Annotated in this window: 25 protein-coding genes and 1 pseudogene; 11 read left to right on the top strand and 15 right to left on the bottom strand. The window is 43.7% G+C overall.

Annotated elements, in window-relative coordinates; genetic code table 11:
* Nucleotides 1–146 precede the first annotated feature (146 nt).
* The 10 genes and pseudogenes from QUB26_RS00465 to QUB26_RS00510 all read right to left on the bottom strand — a co-directional run bounded on the left by QUB26_RS00465 (nt 147) and on the right by QUB26_RS00510 (nt 9,006).
* Nucleotides 147–491: a hypothetical protein gene (locus tag QUB26_RS00465; RefSeq protein WP_333302401.1), complete on the bottom strand. Its 345-nt coding sequence runs from the start codon at nt 489–491 to the stop codon at nt 147–149.
* Nucleotides 484–1,905, bottom strand: coding sequence for a reverse transcriptase domain-containing protein (locus QUB26_RS00470; protein WP_333236985.1), 1,422 nt, complete (start codon nt 1,903–1,905; stop codon nt 484–486). Before QUB26_RS00470 ends, QUB26_RS00465 begins: the two co-directional genes overlap by 8 nt.
* A complete protein-coding gene (gene ltrA / locus QUB26_RS00475; protein ID WP_333316173.1) occupies nt 1,898–3,703 on the bottom strand; it encodes a group II intron reverse transcriptase/maturase in 1,806 nt (601 codons plus the stop codon). The genes QUB26_RS00470 and ltrA overlap by 8 nt, the downstream gene beginning before the upstream one ends.
* A gap of 648 nt (nt 3,704–4,351) precedes the next feature.
* Nucleotides 4,352–4,819 (bottom strand): annotated as a pseudogene (locus QUB26_RS00480) (reverse transcriptase N-terminal domain-containing protein); the annotation flags it as partial.
* Nucleotides 4,820–5,923: 1,104 nt separating this feature from the next.
* Nucleotides 5,924–6,556, bottom strand: a complete 633-nt coding sequence (locus tag QUB26_RS00485; RefSeq protein ID WP_333151713.1) for a hypothetical protein — start codon at nt 6,554–6,556, stop codon at nt 5,924–5,926.
* A gap of 107 nt (nt 6,557–6,663) precedes the next feature.
* Entirely contained in the window at nt 6,664–6,984 is a 321-nt protein-coding gene (locus QUB26_RS00490; protein ID WP_333151711.1) for a hypothetical protein, read from the bottom strand.
* A gap of 71 nt (nt 6,985–7,055) precedes the next feature.
* Nucleotides 7,056–7,295, bottom strand: a complete 240-nt coding sequence (locus QUB26_RS00495) for a hypothetical protein (protein ID WP_333316052.1) — start codon at nt 7,293–7,295, stop codon at nt 7,056–7,058.
* Nucleotides 7,296–7,309: 14 nt separating this feature from the next.
* A complete protein-coding gene (locus QUB26_RS00500; protein ID WP_333151707.1) occupies nt 7,310–7,627 on the bottom strand; it encodes a hypothetical protein in 318 nt (105 codons plus the stop codon).
* A 366-nt stretch (nt 7,628–7,993) separates the two neighbouring features.
* Nucleotides 7,994–8,653, bottom strand: a complete 660-nt coding sequence (locus QUB26_RS00505; RefSeq protein ID WP_333316054.1) for a siphovirus Gp157 family protein — start codon at nt 8,651–8,653, stop codon at nt 7,994–7,996.
* Between the two features lie 17 nt (nt 8,654–8,670).
* Nucleotides 8,671–9,006: a DUF3846 domain-containing protein gene (locus QUB26_RS00510; protein WP_333236980.1), complete on the bottom strand. Its 336-nt coding sequence runs from the start codon at nt 9,004–9,006 to the stop codon at nt 8,671–8,673.
* Nucleotides 9,007–9,142: 136 nt separating this feature from the next.
* Between QUB26_RS00510 and QUB26_RS00515 the strand changes: the two genes are divergently transcribed.
* From QUB26_RS00515 to QUB26_RS00540, 6 genes are all read left to right on the top strand, one after another.
* Nucleotides 9,143–9,367: a hypothetical protein gene (locus QUB26_RS00515; protein ID WP_333302403.1), complete on the top strand. Its 225-nt coding sequence runs from the start codon at nt 9,143–9,145 to the stop codon at nt 9,365–9,367.
* A gap of 125 nt (nt 9,368–9,492) precedes the next feature.
* Nucleotides 9,493–11,160, top strand: a complete 1,668-nt coding sequence (locus tag QUB26_RS00520; RefSeq protein ID WP_333236977.1) for a hypothetical protein — start codon at nt 9,493–9,495, stop codon at nt 11,158–11,160.
* Nucleotides 11,153–11,665 (top strand): hypothetical protein, encoded by a 513-nt coding sequence (locus QUB26_RS00525; protein ID WP_333236975.1) that lies wholly within the window; start codon nt 11,153–11,155, stop codon nt 11,663–11,665. Before QUB26_RS00520 ends, QUB26_RS00525 begins: the two co-directional genes overlap by 8 nt.
* Before the next feature lie 43 nt (nt 11,666–11,708).
* Nucleotides 11,709–12,506, top strand: coding sequence for a mobilization protein MobD-like protein (locus QUB26_RS00530; RefSeq protein ID WP_333103598.1), 798 nt, complete (start codon nt 11,709–11,711; stop codon nt 12,504–12,506).
* A gap of 477 nt (nt 12,507–12,983) precedes the next feature.
* A complete protein-coding gene (locus QUB26_RS00535; protein ID WP_333236973.1) occupies nt 12,984–14,105 on the top strand; it encodes a DUF6753 family protein in 1,122 nt (373 codons plus the stop codon).
* Nucleotides 14,106–14,163: 58 nt separating this feature from the next.
* Complete coding sequence (locus tag QUB26_RS00540; RefSeq protein WP_333236971.1) at nt 14,164–14,586, top strand: hypothetical protein; 423 nt, start codon at nt 14,164–14,166, stop codon at nt 14,584–14,586.
* Here the strand turns inward: QUB26_RS00540 and QUB26_RS00545 are convergent.
* A complete protein-coding gene (locus QUB26_RS00545) occupies nt 14,528–15,757 on the bottom strand; it encodes a hypothetical protein (RefSeq protein WP_333316056.1) in 1,230 nt (409 codons plus the stop codon). The genes QUB26_RS00540 and QUB26_RS00545 overlap by 59 nt on opposite strands.
* 178 nt (nt 15,758–15,935) lie before the next feature.
* On the opposite strand from QUB26_RS00545, the gene QUB26_RS00550 reads away from it, so the two are divergent.
* From QUB26_RS00550 to QUB26_RS00560, 3 genes are all read left to right on the top strand, one after another.
* Nucleotides 15,936–16,169 carry a hypothetical protein gene (locus tag QUB26_RS00550; RefSeq protein ID WP_194012320.1) on the top strand — a complete coding sequence of 78 codons (234 nt, stop codon included), beginning with the start codon at nt 15,936–15,938 and terminating at the stop codon, nt 16,167–16,169.
* Between the two features lie 152 nt (nt 16,170–16,321).
* Nucleotides 16,322–16,942 (top strand): Uma2 family endonuclease, encoded by a 621-nt coding sequence (locus QUB26_RS00555; RefSeq protein WP_333316058.1) that lies wholly within the window; start codon nt 16,322–16,324, stop codon nt 16,940–16,942.
* The gene (locus QUB26_RS00560) at nt 16,929–17,075 is read left to right on the top strand and encodes a hypothetical protein (RefSeq protein ID WP_333151689.1); all 147 of its coding nucleotides are present in this window, start codon (nt 16,929–16,931) and stop codon (nt 17,073–17,075) included. The genes QUB26_RS00555 and QUB26_RS00560 overlap by 14 nt, the downstream gene beginning before the upstream one ends.
* Nucleotides 17,076–17,184: 109 nt before the next feature.
* On the opposite strand, the gene QUB26_RS00565 is transcribed toward QUB26_RS00560, so the two are convergent.
* The 3 genes from QUB26_RS00565 to QUB26_RS00575 all read right to left on the bottom strand — a co-directional run bounded on the left by QUB26_RS00565 (nt 17,185) and on the right by QUB26_RS00575 (nt 19,259).
* Nucleotides 17,185–17,706 carry a hypothetical protein gene (locus QUB26_RS00565; protein ID WP_333151687.1) on the bottom strand — a complete coding sequence of 174 codons (522 nt, stop codon included), beginning with the start codon at nt 17,704–17,706 and terminating at the stop codon, nt 17,185–17,187.
* Nucleotides 17,707–17,891: 185 nt separating this feature from the next.
* Nucleotides 17,892–18,251 (bottom strand): hypothetical protein, encoded by a 360-nt coding sequence (locus QUB26_RS00570; protein WP_015179737.1) that lies wholly within the window; start codon nt 18,249–18,251, stop codon nt 17,892–17,894.
* Between the two features lie 282 nt (nt 18,252–18,533).
* Nucleotides 18,534–19,259: a hypothetical protein gene (locus tag QUB26_RS00575; protein WP_333316060.1), complete on the bottom strand. Its 726-nt coding sequence runs from the start codon at nt 19,257–19,259 to the stop codon at nt 18,534–18,536.
* Nucleotides 19,260–19,421: 162 nt separating this feature from the next.
* Between QUB26_RS00575 and QUB26_RS00580 the strand changes: the two genes are divergently transcribed.
* Nucleotides 19,422–21,095 (top strand): AAA family ATPase, encoded by a 1,674-nt coding sequence (locus tag QUB26_RS00580; RefSeq protein WP_333316062.1) that lies wholly within the window; start codon nt 19,422–19,424, stop codon nt 21,093–21,095.
* A 74-nt stretch (nt 21,096–21,169) separates the two neighbouring features.
* Here QUB26_RS00580 and QUB26_RS00585 read toward each other — a convergent pair whose 3' ends face one another.
* Nucleotides 21,170–23,026: a bifunctional 3'-5' exonuclease/DNA polymerase gene (locus QUB26_RS00585; protein WP_333316064.1), complete on the bottom strand. Its 1,857-nt coding sequence runs from the start codon at nt 23,024–23,026 to the stop codon at nt 21,170–21,172.
* Nucleotides 23,027–23,416: 390 nt separating this feature from the next.
* Here QUB26_RS00585 and QUB26_RS00590 point away from each other — a divergent pair, with 390 nt between their 5' ends.
* The gene (locus QUB26_RS00590; RefSeq protein ID WP_333316175.1) at nt 23,417–24,442 is read left to right on the top strand and encodes an IS701 family transposase; all 1,026 of its coding nucleotides are present in this window, start codon (nt 23,417–23,419) and stop codon (nt 24,440–24,442) included.
* Nucleotides 24,443–24,625 lie beyond the last annotated feature (183 nt).

A 24,625-nucleotide genomic window follows, 5' to 3' on the forward strand; every position in this document is an offset into this window, starting at 1 on the left:
GAAGATTTTCGCTTATTGGCAGAATTCCTGTGGGAGAATTAAGACAGCGTTGAAGTTGACATTGACTGCTGACAACTTTGAATTGAATTTACTTCGATAACAGAGCGATCGCCCTATTTTGAAAAGATGAGCTTTTACCGCTATGCCTAAACCAAAGAGATATCCCGACAATTGGCAAGAGATTGCGCTTTCGGTGAAAGAAAACGCGGGGTGGCGTTGTGCAAAGTGCCATCAACAATGCCTCCGACCCGGTAAACTCCGACCCGGTAAACAAAGCGGCTTAACCAAATCTGAACGATGTGCCTTAACTTTAGCGGTGCACCATCGCAATCGGATACCGGAGGACAATCGCCCAGAAAACTTAATCGCTCTGTGTACCGCGTGTCACCATTAAACTCAACGAGACTGTCACCAGCCCCGTTGGTCTTCAAAACCGTGCATGAAACTTTAATTTCACACGGCTCCTCAATGATTTGGTGCTTGTTACGCATACCTCATTACCCATTTATCCTCGACTCTTTCAAGTCTTTTGGTGGGTTTAGGCTCGACACTGTTGCAGTCGGATTTGCTGCCAGAACTGCCATCATTGGCTGTCTTTATATCATGGCAATGTCTATGTAGAAGTTGAAAATTTTTATACTCATCCTTTTCACCTTTCGATTTGGGGATGATATGGTCAACTTCCATTACATCATCTTCACGGAAGAACAAACCGCAGTGGGTGCATTTCCCTTTTTGCTTTTTCAGGAGCGTTGCCACTCTAGACGGCATTTCCGGGTTTTTACCCATTCTTGAACTCCAATAAACTAGGTTTCCGTCATATGGTGACGATTCGCCTTTAACTTTCACATGACGCACTATTGGGGTGACGGCATGGTCAAGTAACCGAAATGAGGTTAATCCATCCTTCTTCGTTGCGAATACCCAGTTATCACCGCCTATGGAATGCCAATATTTGTTTGACACCCATTCCCTGCTCTTTTTTGGGTGGCGGCGTTTTGCCCAAGCGCTTAACTTTTGGTACGTGAGGCTATCGATATCTGAGTAAGCCACCTTACTTACCACAGTCGCATAGTAGTTTGCCCATCCCCTAATGATTGGGTTTAGATGGTTGATTAGCGCCACTTGTGGTGCTGCCTTATGGGCTTCGATAACTCTAGCGATTTGATCGTAATGTACCTTTTGCGAATGCTTGCTTGGGGTGATGATTGTTTTAAAACCCTGATTAGAGTGATACTTTCCCACAGTGAATTGTTGTATCCTAAAACCAAGGAAATCGAACCCTGGTTTTTCTTGCTCATACTGGTTGAGAGTGTGAGTAAGTCTCGTTTTGCTGGGTTTTAGTTCTAAACCCATGCCTTGTAACCATTCAGAGATAATCTCTTTACATCTTTGGACAACGGTTATGTCTTCGTGAAGAATAACGAAGTCATCGGCATAACGAATTAGGCTTAGGCTTTTACGGTTGTCCCGCTTACCATGACCACTTCGGGTGGGCAAAGTATCAGCATACTTTTTAATTCGTTCTTCCATCCCGTGGAGGGCAATATTTGCCAGTAGTGGAGAAATTACCCCGCCCTGTGGCGTACCCTCAGATGTTGGAAACAACTGCTTATCATCCATCACTCCCGCTTTTAACCAGGCTCGAACTTGTCGGCGGATGGTGGGGAATGTATTTAATTTTTTGAGCAGTGCTTCATGGTCGATGCGGTCGAAACACTTGGCAATGTCAGCATCTAGCACGTATTTAGATTTCTGACTAATTACCGTGAATATTTGCTCTATCGCATCATGGCATGAGCGATTAAACTCAGCGAGACTGTCACCAGCCTCGCTGGTCTTCAAAACCGTGCGTGAAAATTTCTTTTCACACGGCTCCTCAATGTTTTGGTGCTTGTCACGCATACCTCATTACCCATTTGTCCGCGACTCTTTCAAGTCTTTTGGTGGGTTTAGGCTCGACACTATTGCAGTCGGATTTGCTGCCAGAACTGCCATCATTGGCTGTCTTTATATCATGGCAATGTCTGTGTAGAAGTTGCCAATTTTTATAATCATCCTTTCCACCTTGCGATTTGGGGATAATATGGTCAATTTCCATCACATCGTTTTCACGGAAAAACAATCCACAGTGGGCGCATTTTCCCTTTTGCCATTTCAAGAGTGATGAGACTCTTGTCGGCATTTCTGGGTTGTTGCCCATTCTTGTACTCCAATAAACCAGGTTCCCGTCAAATGGGGATAGTTTGCCTTTAACTTTTACATGACGCACTATTTTAATGCGGGCATGGTCAAGTAACCGAAGTGGGTTTTTCCCAACTTCAGTGGTTGCAAATACCCAGTTATCATCGCCTATGGAATGCCAATATTTCTTTGACACCCATCCCTTTGATTTCTTTGGGTGGCGGAATTTTGCCCAAGAGACAAGCTTTTGATACACTAGGTCATCTAACTGAGCGTAGATTTCCTTACTTATGACAGTCGAATAGTAGTTAGCCCAACCCCTAATGATAGGGTTTAGTCGCTTAATTAGCGCCGCTTGCGGTGCTGACTTATGGGAGTCAATTACATCCGACAGACGGTCATAATGTGCCTTCACTTTTTCCTGACTTGGGGTAATGATGGTCTTAAAACCAAGTAATTCCCCTTTCGTATTTTTACCTGTATGGTGTTTCCCTTTGGGGAACTGACGTATATTAAATCCAAGGAAGTTGAATCCTGGCTTTTCCTCAACAAAAGTTGAAAGAGTGTGCGTCAGCCGAGTTTTACTGGGTTTTAATTCCAAGCCTATGCCCATTAACCATTCCGAGATTATTTCCCGGCATCTTTGAACAACGGTTATGTCTTCATGGAGAATCACGAAGTCATCGGCGTACCTGATTAAAGTAGCTCCTGGCTGATAGCCAGCGTATTGACCTTTCTTGACAATTGTGCCACTAGGAAAGGCGCTTTTTATCCGGTTTTCCATCCCGTGGAGGGCTATGTTTGCCAAAAGTGGCGAGAGACATCCACCTTGTGGCGTTCCCTCAGATGTAGCAAACAACTGCTTACCATCCATCACCCCCGCTTTTAACCATGCACGAATTTGACGGCGAATGGTGGGAGATGTATTCAGTTTTAAAAGCAGTGTTTCATGGTCGATACAGTCGAAACACTTCGATATGTCAGCATCAAATACAAACTTTTGTTTATACCTGATGGAGTTAAAGATTGCCTCGATTGCATCATGACATGACCTTCCGGCTCTGAACCCGTATGAGTTAGGTTCAAATCGCGCTTCCCATTCTGGCTCTAGTGCCAGTTTGACTAGCGTTTGCAAGGCGCGGTCATCCATTGTAGGTATTCCTAAAGGTCGCTTCTCATCACGTCCAGGCTTGGGAATCCATACACGCCTGGTCGGGCTGACCTTAGAACCCAGTTTTATTTGATTTATCAAGGCCAGACGGAGATTAGGAGTCAGCGATTTAACGCCGTCTACACCTGCCGTCTTTTTGCCGCAATTATCCTGGGTAACTCTACGAACCGCTAACGCTCTTGCTGACCAAGAATTCATCAACGTTTTTTGGAGTCTGCGATATGTTTTTACATCGCCACGAATCGAGGCTTGATAAATTCTCTGTTGCAGCTTATACACTCTACGTTCTAGCTTTCGCCAGTTAATAGAACGCCATTCCCCCGTAGTCTTTAAACTCGTATTAGACATATTTACTGCTACTGGAAACTTCATCTTCCAAATCACCGTGATTCTGTCTGCCTATCCTCACCATTACAGTCAGGCGTTTTGCTTTTGAATCAATCTTGCCTACTCTTCGTATTAGTTAGCACCTACTCAATCATTGAAGACTGAGAACAGACGAGAGGTTACTTCGTTTCTGATAGTCATTGTTTGAGTTTTTAGAGCGGTACTCTCCACCGGGTTTAGAGGAAGTGCTTGTTGGTCAACCAGGAACTTGCCAACTCCCCATTATCCTTGCCCATTTTGGGACTCCCAACGTAAAAAGCCTGATTTCGCTGGTTATTCATGACGATGGTTCAAATGTACCTTTGTATTCCTACTCATGAACTCTTGCTCGGTGTTTACCAGGTTAGGCTTCCAGTATTGACACCTTTCACCCCCGCTTCAGGGATTGATGGCTAGTCGCTACCCTGGGGGACGCAATTCTTGACTGCGCTCTGTGTGCTTTCACTCCTGCACCTGGAGGGTGGGACTTAGTTTTCTAGGATACTTACCTCACCCACATGACTATCAAATTGTCTTGGCGAAGCCTCTCCCTTTGGGAGAAGGTTCTTGTGTAGCTTGCGGGTAATCCTCTACCCATTTCAGGGTTAGTTTCTACCCAACGAATCGCACTCCGGCTCTGAACCCGTATGAGTTAGGTTCAAATCGCGCTTCCCATTCTGGCTCTAGTGCCAGCTTGACAAGTGCTTGCAAGGCTCGGTCTTCCATTGTAGGTATACCCAAAGGTCGCTTCTCTTCCGTCCCAGGCTTAGGAATCCATACCCTCCTAGTTGGACTGACCTTTGACCCCAGGTTTAATTTTTGAGTTAGGTCTAAACGTTGCTTTGGAGTTAGCGACTTAACGCCATCTACACCCGCCGTCTTTTTGCCGCAATTATCCTGGGTAACTCTACGAACCGATAAGGCTCTTGCTGACCAAGACTTCATCAACGTCTTTTGGAGTCTGCGAAATGCTTTTACATCACCACGAATAGAGGCTTGATAAATTCTCTTCTGGAGCTTATACACATTACGCTCTAGCTTGCGCCAGTTAATTTTGTGCCATTCCACCATCAGTTTTTTAGACTGTGTATTAGACATATATACTCACTACTTGAGACTTGATCTTCCAAATCATCGTAAGTCTGTTTGCATATTCTGGGCATTACCCCAGACGTTCGCTTCTGACTTAATCTCTCCTGCTCGCTGCATACGGTTAGCACCTACTCAGGTATTCGACCACCTGAGAGCAGACGAGAGGTTATCTCGTTCCGAATGACCATACTGTGTACCGTTAGAGTGATACTGTTCGCCGGGTTTATTGGAAGTGCTTGTTGGTCAATAGACAACTTGCCAACTCCTTATCCTTTGCCTTTTGGCTCCAGCGCATTAAGCCTTATTTCGCTGGTTTTGTGTGACGACGATTCAGTTGCATCTTCAAGCCAGGACTTTACTCATGGGTACTTTGCTCAATGCTTTACCAACTTAGGCTGTCAGTAATCACACCTTTTCACCCCGCTTTACGGATTGATGACTATTCGCTACCGTAGGGGTGATGCTTTCACCGCTGCACCTGCGGGGTAGGATTTGAGGGTTCTAGGATACTATTTCTCACCTACATGGTCATTCAGTTGTCAAGGTTCTAATCCTTGCGGCTAATCCTCCAAACCCTTTCAGGCTTTAGTTTCTAGCCAACGATTCGCACTGTCCTATCACAATCGCGGTCAATCAAACGTATCGCCAGGGCAATTATCCTTGTTCCCCGATGATGGCATTGACTGGGATATTATGGAGTGCTCTCTGGAATCGGCATGAAACAATGTATCCGATCCGAATCCGCTGGTGTCCGTTTACTTTGTTTAAAGGTAGCTTTACAGTTTTCCAGCGCGAGCGTGTTCGCCGTTGAAGAGGAAATTTCGTATTTTTGTTTAACAACCAGCCGGGAAGTCCCTGCGGTAATTTATTCGGGGTACTTCGCGCAGCGCTCAGATTAATCCCCTCTAAATATACCGAGGGACTTCCCGGCTGGTTGTTAAAGGTCTTCGTTACTCTTAGAAAGCTGCCAAGCATCGAGAAAATTACTGAATAAATTGCTTTATCCCTCCAAGTCAATCGCTTCATGGGCTAACTCCGCGTTTGCTACACTATGGGTGTTTTGTACCCATGCCGGGGCTGTAATATCGAGACTTCTCCGGCATAGATAATTTAGTTGCTCTCTAATTGCTGGTGGTATTTCTTACCTTCTGAGATTCTACGCTTGAGGGTGTCTAATGCCCTCACCGCTGTCCAATTACCCAGATTAGCTAATTGGATATATTGCTGTATCAATTCTTCGGTGATTTGTTGGTCTAGCCACTGCACCAATTCTGCGGTTGCGAGGCGCGCTTGGGGATTGGTGTTGCCGAACATCTCGAACATTCCCAAACGCTGCATTTGCTCTAAGGTCATACTTTCCACCGCTTTCACGGCTTCTTCAAACTCTTGGGCGGTCAACTGGGACGGCTCATGGGGATGCTGCTGTAACAGGAAATAATCGATTTCTTTGTACGCGCCGACATACATTTTATGGCGAACAGTGTCGCATAAAATTGCGTGTTCGGGCAATTCATCATCAGAGCCTAAGTTGTAAGATTCTAAGTGGATTGCGAGAGTTATGTGTTCTATCAGTGGCGCATACACGGCGTAGTAGCTAAATGTAGCCATTGCTCTGCCATTACTCCAGGTGGCTTTGCTTCCTTGGTAATAAAGAGCAAAGTATTGAGTGTTGTTGACTCCCACCATCCCCGGTAACATGGGTGGCATCGCTACGGGTAATTCGATGAAGTGTGTTCCTAACATGATTCCTCCTTGTTCAAGTAAAAGGGCATGGAAACGCTGGTTTTTTGGCCTTTCGTGTATTCAATATCTACCGTTGTTTTAGTCAATGCTCAACAACGAATTGCTCTTTATTTTGTTGTTATTTCATTTGAGTTACCTCCCAGATATCGGGGTATTTTAAATGTTTGAATCCATTGGGCATCAACACGAACCATCATTTCTGATGAATCATTTTTGATGACATTCAGCCAAGGATTTTTCGCATCTCTCAGAATAAACTCTACTTTAATAGACTGCACGAACACTTCAGGCGGAACCCGACTAGCTTCAATCCATACCCCATCATCAAACGGGTTGATTGGATAAATCATTTTTTTGAAGTTATACACATTGTCGTGATAGCAGTTGGGATACTCATAGCGCGATACCATCCGATTGGAATGAGACATGGGATTGTACTTCCTCAATGAGAAAATCTGCATCTTTTATGACTCCATTAATCCCAGAGTGTAGTAGTTATCTAACAATCGAGCGAAAGAAAACAGCCGTTAGATTGATCAGCCAAAGTTATCTTTAGTTCAAGCCCTTCTGTTCTCAAAACTTTTTCTGCCTCATCCAACAGCTCAAAAGAGTTGAACCAAACTTGAATGATGCCCTCAAGTTTATGATGCTTTAAGGTGTATCCTCGTTCGTGATGGGAAGGGTGACGGCATCTCACGAAGCAAGCCGTTCTGAGGAATGTGTGAATGTTTCTGGTCATTTTTATGTGTTCTGTTATTCAAATAGGATGAGAGCGCTGCTTTCTTGGCGTTTCCCGTAGTCTGGGTCTACCTGCTTTCTCAAATACTCAAAGTCATCAAATAAGTCACTGCGGACATACTTGGTATTGTTTCTAGAGCTTAGTTTGTAATAGGCGTGTTGCCATTCTGCAAAGGCATTCAATGATGCGCTGCTGTGCAGCAACCAATCGCAGTTGTTGAGGTGCTTGAACCCCCACTTTTCATCAGTCCATTCGGTGTTCGCATTATCCTTGCTATGCCAGCAAAGATACACCGCACCTGGGAATCCTTTGAGTAGCACTATTTCGTACAAATTCCCAGCTTCTGTGTAACGGTAGCAACTTTCTTCGTTGATGCACTCTCCGGGAACATCTCACTTTTGCAGCCAAGCTAGAAATTGGAGTTAGGAGCCAGGAGCCAGGAGGAAAGAGGAAGAAGGAAGAAGGAAGGAGCCAGAATAAGTGTTTTTACAACTATGAGAGGCTCCCCACTCTCCGCCTTCATCTAAACCCATTTGAGGACAATCTAACCCTAAACAGCAGTGCATTGTGTACCTTTAACTTAGTGTTTTTTCTACACTAGCGACAGCTATCTTATTAAAATTACTTTTGTTTTTATGTTAACATTCAGCAGGAAATAGTCCTTGGTAAAAAGTGATTATTTGCTGCTTAATGGCAATCTATAAAACGCTCAAATGAGTTTCGCGTCCTCCGAATTGTGCAACTTTCTGAGCTTCGATATCTCCCGCTTCCAAGGCTTGTCGGATGACTGAATTATCGGGCGATACTTCAATGCGTTGAAACTGGGGAGGAAGTTGATTTACTTCACAAGGGAGTTTGAGGGGCAAAACTCCGCCATTGTTGCTGATAGTTAAGTGGATGCGGCGCAGCCTTAGTTTCTTGACACCCTGAGATTTGAGACAGCTCTTGAGTTGCTGTTTCATCCAATTCACTCGTTTGCTGTCGGTAGCTGCGAGTTTATTCAGGCGTTCTGCTTCAGATTTACGTTGTTGGCTCAGGGCATGGCGGTTGGTAATGGCAGCGCAGTAGTTATCAACCTTGGAAAGCCATTGCTCGTAGGTACTACCCCGTTGTTCTAAGAGTTGTTGCACCGCTACTTCTAATTCGGGTGTGATTTCTTCACCTTCGATGTTGTCGATTAGCTTATCCAAGTCCTCCAGTTCTACAGTAAGTAAATGCAATGACTTAGTGCGCCCTCGGTGAGCCTCACAGCGACTGGAAATCAGAGCACGTTGGTCTGGGTTCATGTGTTGCCATGCTTGCTGCACAATTGAGTCGGTTTCAGGAGTTTCGGGGTAAGGAAGTTGCCCCAAGCGCAAACTTGAGGCATGATAGATTAGATCCTGCTCGCAATAATCAGATTTGTCGCGACTAATTGAAACTGAACTTCGGTCAACCCTATTGTTTCACCATCATCCGTACAGGCAGTAGCAATCACTTGACCGCCAAGTGCAATACTGCGACGAGTAATGCAGGTTAAGGGCAATTCCTTGTATAAGAATTCCTCATCACAGATTAGGTCTATCGCGGGATCTGGAAATTGATTCGGGACATATTCTATGAACGCAGGTTCACCTGCAATGCCCACTCGGTTTTGCAAATCTGCCAGTTCCAACTTTTCTTCTACTTCCAGCCGGTGGATTCCTGTTGAATTAATCAAAGCGTAGAGCATAGCTTACTCCCTATTTTTTACACCCTAGCGGTAGCCCTTTAATTTAAATTATTTGTATATTTAAAATTACTCTTGATATTAAGTTGATTTAGTATGACCTCTGCTTACCACTTAACCCGCCCAACTCTGGTGGTTAGTGCTATCACGCCCGCGATCGACCAATCATGCGGGTATTGCTTATAACGATGGCGTAATTACCAAGTGGGGTACGTTCGATAAGTGCTACTCCCACACCGAACTCAAACACTTTATTGAAGATACTTTGGGTGTACCTGCTCGGTATCTCACTCACAATACCTACACCGTTTCTTACAACTCTAAAGCTCTTTCCCTGATAATCTACCCAAGATTTTTTCCTTGAAAGGCAGCCTGTCCCCGCCATTTGGAGGGGGCTATTTTAATTATCCAAAACCACCGGATTTGGTGAGGTCAGACTTAAACTGAAGCCAATACTATCATTTTATAACGTAATAAAAGCCAGCATTTATGAAGAAAAAACCATCAATACCAGATGCGATTCTGGCTATAGATTTTGGCGGCTTATCTACTAGAGTTTTCTGCCAAAGCTCACAAGCAGGCAGTAAAGCAAACTCCTTTGTAATGGAATCGCAGGTGGGGCCAGTGAGCCAAGACATAGCCAATTGTTTCACACAACCCAACCTCGCATCAGCATCTCCCGAAAATATTGCTTGGGTGGCAATTGGTAATGAATGCCGAGCCGTTGGCTACCTGGCAGCAGCGCAATTCAATGCTCACATCGGTTTAGCGGGACTGAAGTACAGTAGCGCTTTGTACAAAGCTCTAGCAGCTTTGTGGGTAGTGTCGCGGAAGTTAGATTTAGGCAATCAATTTAGCGCTGCGATCTCCGTTTTCTTGCCCCCAGGCGAATTTAATGATTCCAAGCAATTTTTTGAGCTATTAAGTCAATACTCTGCTTTATTTGAAACACCCACAGGCAAGCTATCCGTCACCCTAGACAAAACCCAAGCTTTGCAAGAAGGTGGCGGCATTGCTTTGATCCACAACAGCAACTTAGGTTCAGCCTTCAAGCAGCGGGTAACTGCCTTTGTTATGGTAGGATTTCGCAATGCTTCGGTAATAGTTTCGGCACGCGGTGCTGTCGGTAAGGGCAAAACTTCAGACTTAGGAATGGTAAGGTTGGTGGATCTAGTTCAAGAGCGAACATCTAACTACGATGCTTCCCGTTTGGCTTTATCAATCGCTCAAGCGGGCGTAAGCTACAACCGCCCTTACTTTTACCGAATTGCTCGGAATCGAGAGGAGACAGCGAAAGATCGAGAAGTTGACCAATTGATTGAAGCAGTCAAGCTGTCTCGCTTCGACTACGCTCGAATGCTATCTCATTGGATTAATGAAGTGCTGCCGCCCGATTTAGATGAAATTGTATTTTGCGGGGGGACTTCTGAATATATGAAGCCAGAACTGCGAAATCAGTTTTCTCATTATTCGCTGTCTTGGCACGCAGGCATAACAGTGCCAAAAACACTTGACCCGGATGGTTTAGGTTGCCGCATAGCTGATGTTTACGGACTATTTTCTTACTTCAAATCTCAGTTTGAGGTACTGAGGCAAAGCTCTGTTGCGGCAACTTCTCAGAGGGCAGAAGATACAACTTCTACTTCAGGAGATGCTCCACTTCCTCCAACTGATATACAGAGTGTAAAAGAATGTGCTGAACAATCTATCAAGCCCAAATCTGAACAATCTGCCAAGCCAAAATCTGAACAACCTACTCACCCAAAATCCGAGCCACCTACTCAATTAAAAATTGAGCAATTTACTCACGCTAAATCGGAGCAATCTACTGAACAAAAATTTGAGGAATCTACTGAACAAAAGACTGAAGATATTACTGAACAAAAAATTGAAGAACCCGCTGAACAAAAATTTGAGGAAGCCACTGAACAAAAGACTGAAGATATTACTGAACAAAACAGTAAAAACGGCGCTCAACAAAAGGCTGATTCAAGTATCAAACATAGCTGCTTAGATGATTCTAATAAATGGAGTGAGGAGGAGGAGTCGTCCAATACAGAACCTTCATTAGAGGAATCAGAAGCAAACTTAGATGCAGCTCTCTTATTGGGAGGACCCTACCGAGGTGCTGGAAAGAAGGTGAGGAATTATGCCTAGAAAACGTTACAAGGAATTTTGCTGGCGCTGTCAAGTTTTGCCAGATTCCGAAGACGCTATCTTGCTATCTTACCTGCAAAATCATCCTTTTTTTAGTTTACAGGAAACGATTTTACCTCTAATCAAAGCGCGGTGGCTGTTAGCATCATTACGCAATAGCGGTAGTCATTCTAGTACAGAGTTAGAGTATTTGAGGCGAGAAAGCATTAATTTTTTGCTTAGGCAGATAGATGAAGTTTGCCGAGATGCGGGATTTAACTGTACCGAGTTAGGAGCAATTGCCCCTGGTATTTCTTCGGGTTTAATTCCTTTAGCTACTTTCCCTCACTTATCGAATTCAGGTGCATCTATTGCTACGGAATTAACTGCCCTTGAGAGTTCAAATCCCGCAAGTTTGCCCGAAGAAAAAGAAGCAGAGGAATTTTCGGGAGAAGTTGAGTTTGAAAACAGCGCATTTAACTTAGCTGGTTTCGATCCAGCAATGGTCGGGCCTAGCTTTAGTTAAAAATTATTAAGTCTTGAATAGACATCCAGCAAGGAGGAATGAAATGACTAACATGATTCACTTGGTTGACGGCGAGAAAGGTGGCGTTGGCAAGTCGATGCTAACTCGGATTCTGGTTGAATTCAATCAGAAGTATGAACTGCTGTACACGTTAATTGATGGTGATTTTCAAAATCCTGACGTGCAGCAGCGCTATCCTGAACACAATGCAAAAATCGTAGCTTTAGTTGAAGATGAAGAGAAGTTTTTCGATATCGATATTATTTTTGAAACAGCAGTAGAAACTCCTGTGATTGTCAATTTACCAGCTCGGGTTTACAGCATTATCAACAAATGGATTGACGAAGCTAATTTAACCTCTCCTGATTTTAAAGAGCAGTCAGGAGTTGATGTATGCAAGTGGTTTATTTGCGGTGGCACGACGGACAGCATTGAGATGTTTATTGACTCTTTCAACTACTTTGAAGGTCAGCTTAATCACATTTTTGTCCGCAATTTTGGAGTTTGCAAAGATTGGTCGCACGTACAAAGCCATAAGGAAATGAACAAGCTCATTAATAATTACCGAATTCCTGTGGTAGACTTGCCGGCGCTGAGTGCAAGAGAGCGCAAGTTTATTGATACGAAGCGGTTGTCATTTTCTCAAGCAATGAAACACTCTGAATTCTTCTTGATTAGTCAGCAGCGATTGCATACTTTTCTGGAAGACTGTTTCCGTCTGATAGAAGATGTAGGTTTGTTTAACAACGCACCCAATCGCAATAAAAAAGAAGTTATCGCTCCCTATGAACAAAAAAAAAATGAGGAAATGCAGAGAGAAAATGAGCAACAAAATGAGTAACTAAATAAGCAACAGGTTGTAAAGTCTCAGGAGGCTGTAATTTGTAAAAAAGGTATCGTAAGCTTTTAAGAATCTAAATTAAGGCTTACGCACACACTCTACTGATAGGGTGTGCCGAAACCAGCCCGCTGGCTGAGTGCAATCAACGCAGTTGTGTTATCCCAGGCGTTGGATATTAGCAATAAACGTTGTTTATTGCGTTTAAATTCTGAAAAGAAGAAGATTGATCGATCGCCCGCTACGAAATTTCCAGGGTTTCAAAAACTTCTTCACCACTGGGTCAGCGGGCTGGGTGTGCCGAAACACATCTTAATACTACAGATAGTGTCTAAACCGATAATTTGCGGGTATTCCTGTAAATTTTACAGTCAATGGGTGATGAACTCGTTAGGAGACGGACAAAATATGAGTTCACACTATAGAATGCGCGATGCAGAACAGCATAAAGATTAGGATTTTGATTAGGTAGGAGGTTAAATGTCCGATCGACTTTTAGAAGAACTTTCCGAAGTTGACTCTGAAGAGTTTGGCGAGATATTGGAAACGCCAAGGGAACAGGGCAGACTTAATAATACCAAAAATAATTCCATACAATCCGCTGAAAATTCGCAAAATTTGCCCGATTCTCCAGATACAGTCCTAGAAGATGCAGTAGAAGAAAAGTTGAAATCAAATGGGAGTAAGCTAAATGAAGAGCAGTTTTGGGAACTCATAGACGATGATTCGAGGGAAAGAGAAGCTCTGAACAGAGATCCTTTATCTGCCCCTCCCATGTACGAGAGAGATACTGAGTCACTAATCAGCCAGGTACTCAAGGGCAAAGACTCCAAATTTCGCTCTCATGTCATTCAGACAGCTTACCGATACGGTCTCAATAAAAATGACCCGCTTTTTATCGTATTGCTGGCTACAGGTCAACTCGAACTGCTGTTAGAAAAAAAACCGCAAGAGATTGACCAGTTTTTCAAGAATTGGCAATCTCAATGGCAAGGTGATTTGAAAGATTCTCAAGCTGTTATTTCTCAAGAACTGGAACAAGTTCGCCAGCTTACTGAAAATTGGGAAAAAGAAAGCAGGGAGTTTTTAGAACGGCAGGGAAAAGCGGCTGTTAAGGTGCAACATCGCCACATTTCCAACTCAGTTTACACCCTAGTGCGACAAGCAGCTTTAGAGAAAGTTGCTCACGATATTTGGTCGGTGATTTTTGGGAGCGGGGTAGTGTTAGGGGCAATGGCGATTGGCGCGTTTATCGGGTTAGCGCTGCCCCGGTTCATTCCAGCGCCTGAACTCGACCCAAAAGGGCCGCGCCAGCTCACTTTAGAACAAGCCGTAGCGCTCGAATGGGGGCTGAGCAAAGAGGGTCAGTTTGCTCGCAAGAACGCGGATACAATTCAGTGGGCAACAAGCAATGAAGGGAAATATGCTCGCCAATTTATGAGCTGGAATCAAGCTTTGTTGAGCGAGAAAGGTGGCAAAAAACTGTGTGAAACTGAGATAAATCGATTGGGGGTGACGCTGACAGTAGAGGGTAAACCTGCACAAAAAGGATTTTGTACTTTGTGGATTCGCTCCCCTCAAGAACGAGAGTTTGTTCCTTGAGGGCAAATACTAAAGTCTTGAGTGGGATGTAAATAAGTTAGCTTAACAGGAGAAATCTATGATTGCCAATTTGAACAATCAGCCGTTACCTGACCAAAATCAGAAGCAAGTGCAGTCGCAAATATCGGGTGTTTTAGTTGCACTAAACGACCCATTCGATGAGATGGTTTGGGATTACTGTTTGAGTCAAACATACCCAATATCGGAACAGATTAATATTGTACTGAGTGCTTTCTGGGGGCCGTTTGCTGCCAAAAATGCTAGCAAGTCTCCTGAGCGAGTGCGAGCAATAGCTTGTTATTCACTGCAACAATTAGCAGCTCAACAAAAATTGATTGACTCAGTGTTTGAACTGTCAAGTGAATCAACTAAAATTTCCGAAGTTATTGCTGTTCCCAAAAGGAAAAATAGTTGCAAGGTACTCAATCAAGCTTGTGTTTGTTCTCAATCTGTTCTAAATACTGCAATTCGGTGGGAGTAAGAGCCGTTGTTCTTTCTAACAAGTTGAGGATTTCTATCTCAAAAGGATCTAGATTTCCTAATTTGTGAAGTCGGTCAGTGCGATCGCAAATTTCTTGAAGTCCGGGTTGATTTTCGAGCGGCCTGGCGGTGAGAGCCGAGTGTTTGAAGGTATGCAAATTCATGGCAAGAGTAGGGATGTGCCGCATCCACACGGTAGCCGTTTTCTCGCCCACTGACTGAATGCGGCCTAACCTGCCGTTAACGTCTTGGCGATCGGGCGCGTACACTTCCACCAAGGAACCAATTTTGAGCGTCAGGTGGTGGGCGATCTTAGGTTCGCCTTCAGGTTTTACTTTTTTGTCGCGCCCCTGTAAAGTTTTGGCAACCTGAGCGGGATTGCTGCGAGTGTCGTTTGCCAAAGCGATGACCTGCTTCTTGGTCAGCCCAGCAGAGCGATTCAGTATTTTCCACTTCACTTCGTCCCCTCCAATAAAACTGAGAGCATCCACAGCTCGAGTAAATTGGGCATCCCGGTAAATCGTTCTGGGGGAAGCTTTGAACCGTTCTCCTAACTCTCGTGCTGTTTTGTCTGTCAAGCTGCCATTTTGAGAGCTTGCTCCTTCTGGCATTGTTTTGTCTGTCAAGTGGTCATTTTGACAGCTTGCCTCATCTGGCATTGTTTTGTCTGTCAAGCTGCCATTTTGACAGCTTGCTCTATCTGGCGATACTTTGTCTGTCAAACTGTCATTTTGACAGTTTGCCGAACGCTTGCCCCCGTGAGATTCCTTGGTCAGCTCGTACCAGGTGCCGCGCAGGTAGCTAACGGATTCTGGCGTCAAGCTGCGCCGTCCCAGTTGGTTGGCGATCGTCCAGACCTTGACTGCATTCCGACTGTCAAAAGACATCTCTACAATTTTGTATGGTATGCCGTGCGCGGTACAGATGGCGAACCTGTTGTGGCCGTCGATGAGAAGCTTTTCCTCGGCCCAGACTACTAACGGATCGTGGCATCCTTCCTCCAGAATGCTCGCTTGCAGGGCGGCTTTTTGGTCTTTACTCAGGGGAGGAATGAGAGATTGAAATTCGGGGTCGATTCGCAGTTGTTTCGCAGCACAAGAGGTACACCCTCCAATACCCCCCGGGAAAACAATTAACGCTTGCGGCTCCCGATCGTCTGCTTCTGATTGCATTTGACGCATTCCTGGCGAGTTTGTTGAATGCAAGGCTCGCCCGCGCTCGACCGCAACCGGAGTAGGGGAGTCAGCGCGGGCAGGAATTTTCTTGAACTATTCAACACTAACATAGTTATCGTCGAGAAGCCTCCAGAAAATGCGAAAATAGTAAAAAAAAGGAAATGCTATCCACGCTATGTCACCTAGGAAAGGAATTCACCCCCATCCCAACTCACTAGCCAACCTCAACCGCTCTGGGGGACAACCCCGCTATGAAGAACCCAAGAAGCAAAGAAATATTCAGGTAACATCGGTAGGATGGGAAGGAATTCGCGCGATCGCCATTGAACGCGGATTGAGTCTCAACGAGTTGATAGAACAGATTGGCCGGGGTCTGATTCCCCTTGGCAATGGTGAAAAAAGTAACTAATTGCCAGATATGGAAAGAGAGGTTAGAGCAAAAAAACTTTCTATCAACTAGTTACGAGAAGTTTTATTAATAGTAACAACGGTGTTTTTATCGGTTAAAAAATGTTCTAACTTACGGTATTGTGCCCTGCCAATATATCAGGAAAAAATATAATGGTTCAATCACCTCCAAAACTTATAACTGTTGATGAATTTATTACAAGCTACGGCGACAGCGATTGCTACGAACTGATTGATGGTGAATTAACCGAAATGGAACCAACAGGGCCGCACGAACAAATATCCGGTTTTCTGGGACGAAAACTGAATGTAGAAATTGACCGCCTGGATCTACCCTACCTTATCCCCCCTCGCTGTCTCATCAAACTATTAGGAACAGCAACAGCATTTCGCCCCGATGTGCTTGTATTAAACCAAACTCGACTAATTAATGAACCTTTGTGGCAACAAGAACCTGTAATTACATCAGGTTCCTCAATTAAACTGATTGCTGAAGTCGTTAGCACCAACTGGCAGAACGATTACGCCCGCAAAGTTGAAGATTACGCCATACTAGGAGTGCCTGAGTATTGGATTGTTGACTATCTGGGCATTGGCGGCAGAGAATATATTGGCAAACCCAAACAGCCGACAGTTACAATTTGTACGCTGCGAGAAGACGAGTATCAAAAACAGTTGTTTCAAAATGACGATCGGCTTATTTCATCAATCTTTCCCGACTTGCAATTAACCGCACAAAAAATCTTCGCTGCCGGCAGATATGCTGCTATGTAGCTTATATCCAGGTAACGTCGGTAGGATGGAGGAAATTCGTGCGATCGCCATTGAATTGGGATTGAGTCTCAACGAGTTGAGCGAACAGATTGGCAAGGGTCTGATTCCCCTTGGCGCTGAAGAAAGTAACTAATAGCTTGGTCAGGAAAAGGAGGGTTCATTCAAAAAAACTTTCTATCAACTCGTTACCAGAAGTTTTTTTGAAAAAGAACACTAATTTAGTCGTTGATTCTCCGAGCATTTTAACTAGCTTTCAAAATTTGCTCAATTAGGGAGACAACTTGCTGCGGTCGATGCTCAAAGTGCTTCTTAATTTGAAATTTTAACGAATCTGCTGGCACATCTTTTTTGTTTAGTTTCAGGCGAATATGCTCACTTCGTGGGAGAGTGGAATTGAGCGCTCGAATAACGGTGCGGCATTGTCGGAGACTCAGGCTAGCGACTTGAATGAAGGGTAGATTTAATGTGTCGGTATCGAGTTGAATATTAGAAGCAAATTCGGCTTTAAGTTGTAGCGAAGAGGTGAGGCGCTGTTCTTCTGTGGGTTCTGGAGTTGCTGCCGATTCGGTAACAGCAGGAAAGGAAGCAATTTCATTGAGAAGAGGCACAAAATCTGGGGCAAGTTCTGCTGAGAGTTTTTCAGAATGATTCATCCGCTTCGATGCTAACAGCGTAGCGAGATAGTGAACAATTAAGCCACCGTAACCAAAAATTACCACAGTTTCAATTGTGAGGGTGAGAAAATGCTGAATATGTTCGTACATGATTATAATTTATTTGCAAGTGGAACATCTCTCAAACGCGCTCGCGTTTAATATCAAAACCTTACTAAAGCCTTCTGAGAATGCGATCGCAAATATCGCAAACGGAACTAATGCGGTGGGTGGGCGGGCAAATAAAATCCTGCTCCAAGCAGGATTTTATCCCCTTTATCGGGGGTCGTCATTGATTACTTGACAAAATCATCAATCTCTTCATTATCGTCAGTTGCCTTTTTCTTATGAGAAGCTTTGACTGCCGATTCGATATAACGGAAGTGCAAGTCAATCACAGCTTGCTCAGATGAAAGCCAGTAAACGTTGCTCAAGATTTCTTCAAGCATCTCGTCAGCCGAGTAGCCTTCATATTGCTTGTTAAACCAAGTATTGAACGCTTCCCAGTCAAGAGCTTTACCTTTCTGCAACTGTCGCTGTTTGGCACGTCCCGTTAACTCGCGGGCAACGTGCAAAAACATCTCAAAGCGCTGTTCTTCAAGAGTTTCTGCAAATTGCTTTTGCATCGGAGTTGGAGCGGATTTGCGATTAGCCATGATTAACCCTCAAGCGTGTTTTTTTTCACAACTAAAGCGACGGCAGTCTGCTAATTACAATTAATTCAAAAAAAATAGTGGTGGGTGAGTGGGTAAAATTAAATTCACAATCAAGGTCAAAATTTCCTTGATTGTGAATTTGTTGGGTCTGCTTCCCAGAGCGTCCTGATTCGGACGGTGGCGACAATCATTACCCAGCATCGCGATTCGTGGAAAAGGCCTCGATAGAGGCAAAAAAATGCTCTGCTTTTTCAGCAGAGCTTTCTAATCAAACTTTAGCAATTATTCGTCGTCTTCCTCAAATTCTTCCTCTTCGTCTAAACTAAAATCATCCTCCTCATCGTCATCATCCTCATCCTCATCGCCTTCCTCGTCTTCGTCTTCGTCATCAATTTCATCGAGTATGTCATCAATTTCATCATCTTCATCATCGAGCTCGTCATCATCATCGAGTTCTTCAGTATCTTCTTCTGAGGATTTAGCTAACTCGTTGCGACGCTTTAAGCTTTGAGCATTGAACTCCATTAAATCGGCAATGGCAGCTTGCGGGTTGTCAGCAATTGTATCGTAAATTTGGCTCATCGCTAAGGCAACAACTTCGACATCATACTTGAGTTCCTCGGGTCGGCCAACTAGCTTGGGAAACACAGTATTGTTCCACTCTTGCCAGTCGAACTTTTTACCATTGCCATTGCCGTTGCGCTTGTTCAACTGAGCTTGAATATCCAATCCCAGTTTTTCGCGAATTGCGTGGCCAACCTTTGTCGAAATACGGCTATCGCGACGCTGAATTGTCACACCGTACTTCTTATGAATTGTATTGCGAATCTGTTTGACTAGCTCGCCAGCAAGTTGCTCCGGGCTGAGGTTAGGTTGAGGTTTTGATTTGGCTCCATTGTTACTGCTAACTGTTTGACTGTTCTGTTTTTCAGGTGGCTTAGATTTAGCAGGCACTGGTGAATGAGAGCGAATGGGAGTGGCGGCGGTTTGCTTTTTACTTGTGACCATGATTGACAATTTAACTTGCATAACATCAATTTATTAGTGCCGTTAGGCACAATTACCCCCTCCAATTGAGGGGGAAAACTTCGCTCATTAGCAGGACGCTAATTTTTAATTATGTTAGTTAAAGTTTTATGTTAAACATCCTCTATTTAGATGTATAAATTCATGAAATATTTCACGATCTCGTCTAATTTAAGAGCGACTCAAACTCCAATATTTGCCCTCGAATATTACAGTGCAGATCGCCAAAAAATATTGTCATCATTTCATCAGTACGCCAGTGAGTGTGGTTTACCTGTTTATTATTGGAATCCTGGCTATGCAACTCTTCAACAGGTGCGGTGTTTGGATAAACATCTCCCGAATTTAGGTTGTCATTCAGATATGACAAGCGTTTCAGATATTTCCCAGATGTATAATAGTGAATGCGTCTTATGTAAAACTGAGCTATCTGTCGAGAGTGATGTGCTGCAATTTCTGCTGGAAAATGACTGTCCCGGTATCTTTTTGTTAGAGGATATTTTGGAATCAGCCAGTACCGACCAGCCTCTTATCCGCCGTTATTCTCAATTGGCTAACGCATTCTTTGAGCTGAAAGGGCGTTCAGCCGAGCAATATTGGGTACTGCTGGGCGAGTACATCCAACTGCCATCAAAGCTAAGGCCATTAATTCCTCTACTCAAATGCCCGTTACCAGATCGTTTTGAAGTCGAAGTTCTTGTAGATAATTTTTGCGATCGCAATTGTTCCCTTGATTTTGGTTCAGATGCGGTAGCTGCTAAAAAACGGCTGGCTGTTTCTAGTCTAGGGCTGCCAACTGCTGAAATTGAATTAGTGTTAGATCGATCGCTCTCTGTGACCGCTTCAGTTGTCCAAATCGCACAGTTGGTATTGGAGCATAAAATATCGCAACTTCGAGACCAGGGGTTGGAGTTCATTGCTTCTCCAGACGTGCCTCATGCTGGCGGTTTAGATTTATTAGACGCTTATTTGAGCGAAGTCGTAAAGCTGTCAGAAGCTGATGCCAAGAAATATCACCTCAGACCTCCCAAAGGAATGCTGCTGTGGGGGCCGCCGGGGACGGGCAAAAGTTTGAGTGCAAAGCTAGCTGCTAAGAAGCTAGGTTATGCGCTTTTAGCAGCAAGTTGGGGCAATATTATAGGTTCCTCTAATCCAGATCGCGCTCTCAACAAAATGCTGGATACAGCAGATAATTTGGGCGGCTGCGTGTTGTTCTTTGACGATTTTGACAAGGGTTTTTCTGGCTGGGAATCAAATGCTGATGGCGGTGTAGCTAGGCGGCTGTCGCAGAAATTGCTCACCTGGATGCAGGAACATGAGAGCCCCGTGTTAATGTTAGCTACTGTTAACCGCTTAGAAATGCTGCCGGCTGAACTTATCCGCAGATTTGACGACGGCGGAATCTGGTTTGTGGATTTGCCACACAGCGGCGCTCGCTATGAGATTTTCAATTTGCACTTAGCTAAGTATTTCCCAGAGCAGTTTGGGGAAGGAAAAGAGAATCTTTGGAGCGACAGGCAGTGGTATTCATTACTATCTGATTATGCCGGAGCAACGAGTGCTGAAATTGCGATCGCAGTAAAGCGCTGTGCTGAACGAGCCTATTGTGAAGGGCGACCGGGTAAAATTGAATTGGCCGATTTGCGTTATCAGAGAACTCAGTTTGTGCTGTCGTCTGAGCGTTCTTCTGAAGATATCCAGGGGATTCGCAACAAAGCGTCCTTTGCTCGGCCTGCTTCTGGGAGGGATGGGTCTAAATTTGCGGCGGGAGAGCAAGAGTTATTCGAGTATCGGCCATCTGCTTACGATAAAACTTGAGTGCATGATAAATCGCAATAGCATCGGTTCGTTTTTTCCCTACTCCCACTCCCCAATCTTTCCCCGTTAATCTCTTACCCTCCCCAACTTTCCATCACTTTAATTTCTACCTCGCAAGGAATCGGAGAGAGAAATTTATTCCCGGCTCTCACCATACCTTTTTTAAGCAAGGCTTTAACTGGCCTCACTTCTTCAAGAGGACACTCTATTAAAATTTCATCGTGAACCACACAAATCAGTTTAGCATCCGTGCAGCTTAGAGGTGAAAAAATGAGAGCAAGAGCGAGTTTAGTAATGTCAGCGCTCATCCCTTGAATTGGGTTATTTAGCATTTCGTTAAGCAGTGGTTTAGTATCTTTTGACCATAATCTCCTTCTGCCTAAGACTGTCCGACTCTCTCGAATATCTCGGCTCCAGGCGCTCCGAACTTTGCCGTGAAATTGTTTGATACCTGTATAGGATTCAAAGAACTTCTTACGAAAGTGTGAAGCTTGTTGCAGCGTTAAAGTGACTCCATGCTCTGCTTGAGCCATAGTCTTAAATTTCGTAACTCCCATGCCATAAATTAAACCGAAGTTAATAATTTTGCCGAGCTGTCTGTCTTCGACAGTAATTTTAGATAAAGGTTTTGCTAGCACCAAGGAAGCTGTGAGAGAGTGCAAATCTTCCCCTTTGGAGTAAGCTTTCACCATCGTGCGATCGCCCGAAACCTTCGCCATGATCCGCAGTTCAATCTGGCTGTAATCGGCTTTGAGCAGGACGTAACCGGGTGCAGCTTTAAAACACTGTCGGGTTTCCTTATCTCTGGGGATATTCGTTAAATTTGGCTCTCGACAACTAAACCGTCCTGATCTAGCACCAATCTGAAACCAATTGGGATGAATGCGCCCTGTAATCGGGTGAATGCGTTCAGGTAAACCCAGAGTAAAAGTATCGATACGAGCCGATAAACTGCGATATTCTAACAGTGCTTGAATAACGGGATACTCGCCTTGCAAAGGAATTAAATGTTGAGAGCTAGTGGAAGTAACAGGAATACCTTTCTCTTGCAAAGCCGCTAAGACTTGCTTGGGAGAGCGAGGATTAATTGTATCCGTAAATTCGGGCAGCAGAGAGATTTGTTGATTAGGGTTAGGTCGATGGAGTTGTGAATTAATTTGTTTTAAAAGAGAGTCGCGTTCATGACAGAGCTTCACTCCCAAAACTTTCCACTGTTCTCTATCTAAAAGCATTCCGTTGAGTTCCATAGAAGCCACCGCAGGCAGACAAGCAAACTCTAGTAAAGCAGTTTTCCAAAGCTTAGAAGCTTTCAGTTTTTGTTGCAGAGCAGCAGCCAGCGGGAATAAGATTGCAGCATCGGTAGCAGCATATTGGAGTTGAGCGAGTGTTAAGTTTGCCGACCAATCGCTAACTTGCTGCGTTTTGTCTAGCTTTACTTTCAACAAATTCTCAGTGACAGCATCTAGGGACAAATGGCGTTTTAGTCCAGCCGTCAGCACTCGGTAAGCCAAATAGGTATCGAAAAAGGGTTTGGATGGTTCCAGTCCGGCAAAAGCGAGCATTTGCCATTCAAATTTGAGGTTGTGACCTACCTTCAGTGCAGGACTCGCTAAGAGCAAGCGTAATGGTTCGAGGGAACTCGGTTCAATGGCCCATAAATCTACAATGATTACTGGATGGTCAGGAATGGCAAGTTGTAACAATCTAATTTTGGCTTTGTAGGGGTCAAGCCCTGTCGTTTCGCAGTCTATACCGATAATTTTTGCTTGTTGGAATGGTTGAAGAGCTGTTTCAAGATTGAAAGCAGTATCGATCAGTTGATAAGGAGTTTTAAGTGTAACTTGCAAATGAGCTATTTTAAGTTTGTCTGGACTCAAAACAGTTGGGATAGCGGTTGATTGTTTCTGCTCTTTTAGTGGATTAGGTTTCATAATTAGTTCCGTTTATAAAAAAGTGAAAGAATATCGTTGTGTCAATAATGCACAAAATTTAACTATTTTTAAGGAGTTTTCGACATTAGGTAGCTTGAGGATGATGGGTTTTATTTGGGAAGTATACGAGTTATAAGTCTGTTTTTTGTAAATCAATTTAAGTCCTGAACTTTAGGAATAAGGTAAGAGACATAAAGGATGGCGGTTGGTCTAAAAAAACCAGCCAACCCTGGTTTTGATTGAAAATAGTGGCCAACTTTAGAGCTGGCAACAGTTGTTTTGACTATCCCAAGTGCGGCCTAAAAGGTCGCAGCTAGGACTTACGCATTGACAAAACAACCAAACAGTGCATTGATAAATAATTGTCGTCTCCTTTCTAAGTATGGAACAATGAGAAAAATAACTAAACCCTCTACGGCACAATGCAACGCCGACCTTTACACCTTATTTTTGTTGTCAGAACCCAAACTGGGAGGATGTAGCAGATTATCAGAGATATTGGGAGATGTTTCTCACGATTCTATCAATCGGTTTTTGTTAAGAGAAAGGTATGAGCCGAAAGACTTATTCAGTCAGATAGAGAAAATAATCAACTTGACAGGAGGGATACTAAGTGTAGACGATACAGTCATAGAAAAGATTTACTGTTACCCTAAAAATGCCGACTTGATTAGTTATTTTTGGTCAGGCAAAGCTCATAAAACTATTATTGGTTTAAATTTAATCACCCTATATTACAGCGATATTAATGGTAAATCAGCGCCAATAAATTACAGAATATATGACAAAAAGGAGGGAAAAACCAAAAACGATTACTTTAGAGAAATGGTGAGCGAAATAATAAGCTGGGGAGTCAAGCCAAGAATAGTAACAGGAGATAGTTGGTATTCAGGAGTGGAAAACTTAAAATTTCTAAAAAACCAGAAATTGGGTTTTCTATTCGGAATTGAAAAAAATAGGACTGTCTCAAATGAGCCACATAATTATTGCCAGGTAAGCACTCTGGTCATTCCTGAATCAGGATTAAGAACTCATTTGAAAGAATTTGGATTTGTAAAAGTGTTTAGGAAAAGCTTTAAAGAAGAGGCCTCTAGACACTACATTTTGTATTTGCCAGACGAGTCAAAGATTCAGGAGATAACAAGAGATGAATTTCTCACAATTCATGATACTCATTGGGAAATTGAAACCTTTCATAGAGCCATCAAACAAGTATGTGGAATTTGTCGTTTCATGGTGAGAGACACCTCGGCAATCAAGACTCATATATTTTGTTCACTTCAAGCATTTGTAAAATTGGAGTTTATGCGGTCTGAAAAAATAATTAGTAACTGGTATGAAGTCCAAAGAAATCTATTCACTTCAGTTATACGTGAGCATATTTTGGCAAACCGATTCAGTGATGGCATTGTCTAGAATACATAGATGATGTTTTTTGTCAATGCGTAAGTCCTAGCAGCCTGGTTTGCCATCTGGAATCTTTTTACAAACGGCTGCGTTAGCGTCTGTACGATTAGCTTTTGAAAAAGATTTTTAGAGGGAGGTGAGTTGGAAAATATTGCTTGAATTGAAATTTTAAAATTATGACATATAATGTAG

The sequence above is a fragment of the Microcoleus sp. B4-C1 genome, assembly GCF_036705285.1.
Lineage (GTDB): Bacteria > Cyanobacteriota > Cyanobacteriia > Cyanobacteriales > Microcoleaceae > Microcoleus.

What these genes read in the sequence shown, in the direction of transcription:
- QUB26_RS00465 (WP_333302401.1), bottom strand. Translation starts at nt 491, where the DNA reads ATGCGTAACAAGCACCAAATCATTGAGGAGCCGTGTGAAATTAAAGTT.
- QUB26_RS00470 (WP_333236985.1), bottom strand. Translation starts at nt 1,905, where the DNA reads ATGCGTGACAAGCACCAAAACATTGAGGAGCCGTGTGAAAAGAAATTT.
- ltrA (WP_333316173.1), bottom strand. Translation starts at nt 3,703, where the DNA reads ATGTCTAATACGAGTTTAAAGACTACGGGGGAATGGCGTTCTATTAAC.
- QUB26_RS00485 (WP_333151713.1), bottom strand. Translation starts at nt 6,556, where the DNA reads ATGTTAGGAACACACTTCATCGAATTACCCGTAGCGATGCCACCCATG.
- QUB26_RS00490 (WP_333151711.1), bottom strand. Translation starts at nt 6,984, where the DNA reads ATGTCTCATTCCAATCGGATGGTATCGCGCTATGAGTATCCCAACTGC.
- QUB26_RS00495 (WP_333316052.1), bottom strand. Translation starts at nt 7,295, where the DNA reads ATGACCAGAAACATTCACACATTCCTCAGAACGGCTTGCTTCGTGAGA.
- QUB26_RS00510 (WP_333236980.1), bottom strand. Translation starts at nt 9,006, where the DNA reads ATGCTCTACGCTTTGATTAATTCAACAGGAATCCACCGGCTGGAAGTA.
- QUB26_RS00520 (WP_333236977.1), top strand. Translation starts at nt 9,493, where the DNA reads ATGAAGAAAAAACCATCAATACCAGATGCGATTCTGGCTATAGATTTT.
- QUB26_RS00525 (WP_333236975.1), top strand. Translation starts at nt 11,153, where the DNA reads ATGCCTAGAAAACGTTACAAGGAATTTTGCTGGCGCTGTCAAGTTTTG.
- QUB26_RS00530 (WP_333103598.1), top strand. Translation starts at nt 11,709, where the DNA reads ATGACTAACATGATTCACTTGGTTGACGGCGAGAAAGGTGGCGTTGGC.
- QUB26_RS00535 (WP_333236973.1), top strand. Translation starts at nt 12,984, where the DNA reads ATGTCCGATCGACTTTTAGAAGAACTTTCCGAAGTTGACTCTGAAGAG.
- QUB26_RS00540 (WP_333236971.1), top strand. Translation starts at nt 14,164, where the DNA reads ATGATTGCCAATTTGAACAATCAGCCGTTACCTGACCAAAATCAGAAG.
- QUB26_RS00545 (WP_333316056.1), bottom strand. Translation starts at nt 15,757, where the DNA reads ATGCAATCAGAAGCAGACGATCGGGAGCCGCAAGCGTTAATTGTTTTC.
- QUB26_RS00550 (WP_194012320.1), top strand. Translation starts at nt 15,936, where the DNA reads ATGTCACCTAGGAAAGGAATTCACCCCCATCCCAACTCACTAGCCAAC.
- QUB26_RS00555 (WP_333316058.1), top strand. Translation starts at nt 16,322, where the DNA reads ATGGTTCAATCACCTCCAAAACTTATAACTGTTGATGAATTTATTACA.
- QUB26_RS00560 (WP_333151689.1), top strand. Translation starts at nt 16,929, where the DNA reads ATGCTGCTATGTAGCTTATATCCAGGTAACGTCGGTAGGATGGAGGAA.
- QUB26_RS00565 (WP_333151687.1), bottom strand. Translation starts at nt 17,706, where the DNA reads ATGTACGAACATATTCAGCATTTTCTCACCCTCACAATTGAAACTGTG.
- QUB26_RS00570 (WP_015179737.1), bottom strand. Translation starts at nt 18,251, where the DNA reads ATGGCTAATCGCAAATCCGCTCCAACTCCGATGCAAAAGCAATTTGCA.
- QUB26_RS00575 (WP_333316060.1), bottom strand. Translation starts at nt 19,259, where the DNA reads ATGGTCACAAGTAAAAAGCAAACCGCCGCCACTCCCATTCGCTCTCAT.
- QUB26_RS00580 (WP_333316062.1), top strand. Translation starts at nt 19,422, where the DNA reads ATGAAATATTTCACGATCTCGTCTAATTTAAGAGCGACTCAAACTCCA.
- QUB26_RS00585 (WP_333316064.1), bottom strand. Translation starts at nt 23,026, where the DNA reads ATGAAACCTAATCCACTAAAAGAGCAGAAACAATCAACCGCTATCCCA.
- QUB26_RS00590 (WP_333316175.1), top strand. Translation starts at nt 23,417, where the DNA reads ATGAGAAAAATAACTAAACCCTCTACGGCACAATGCAACGCCGACCTT.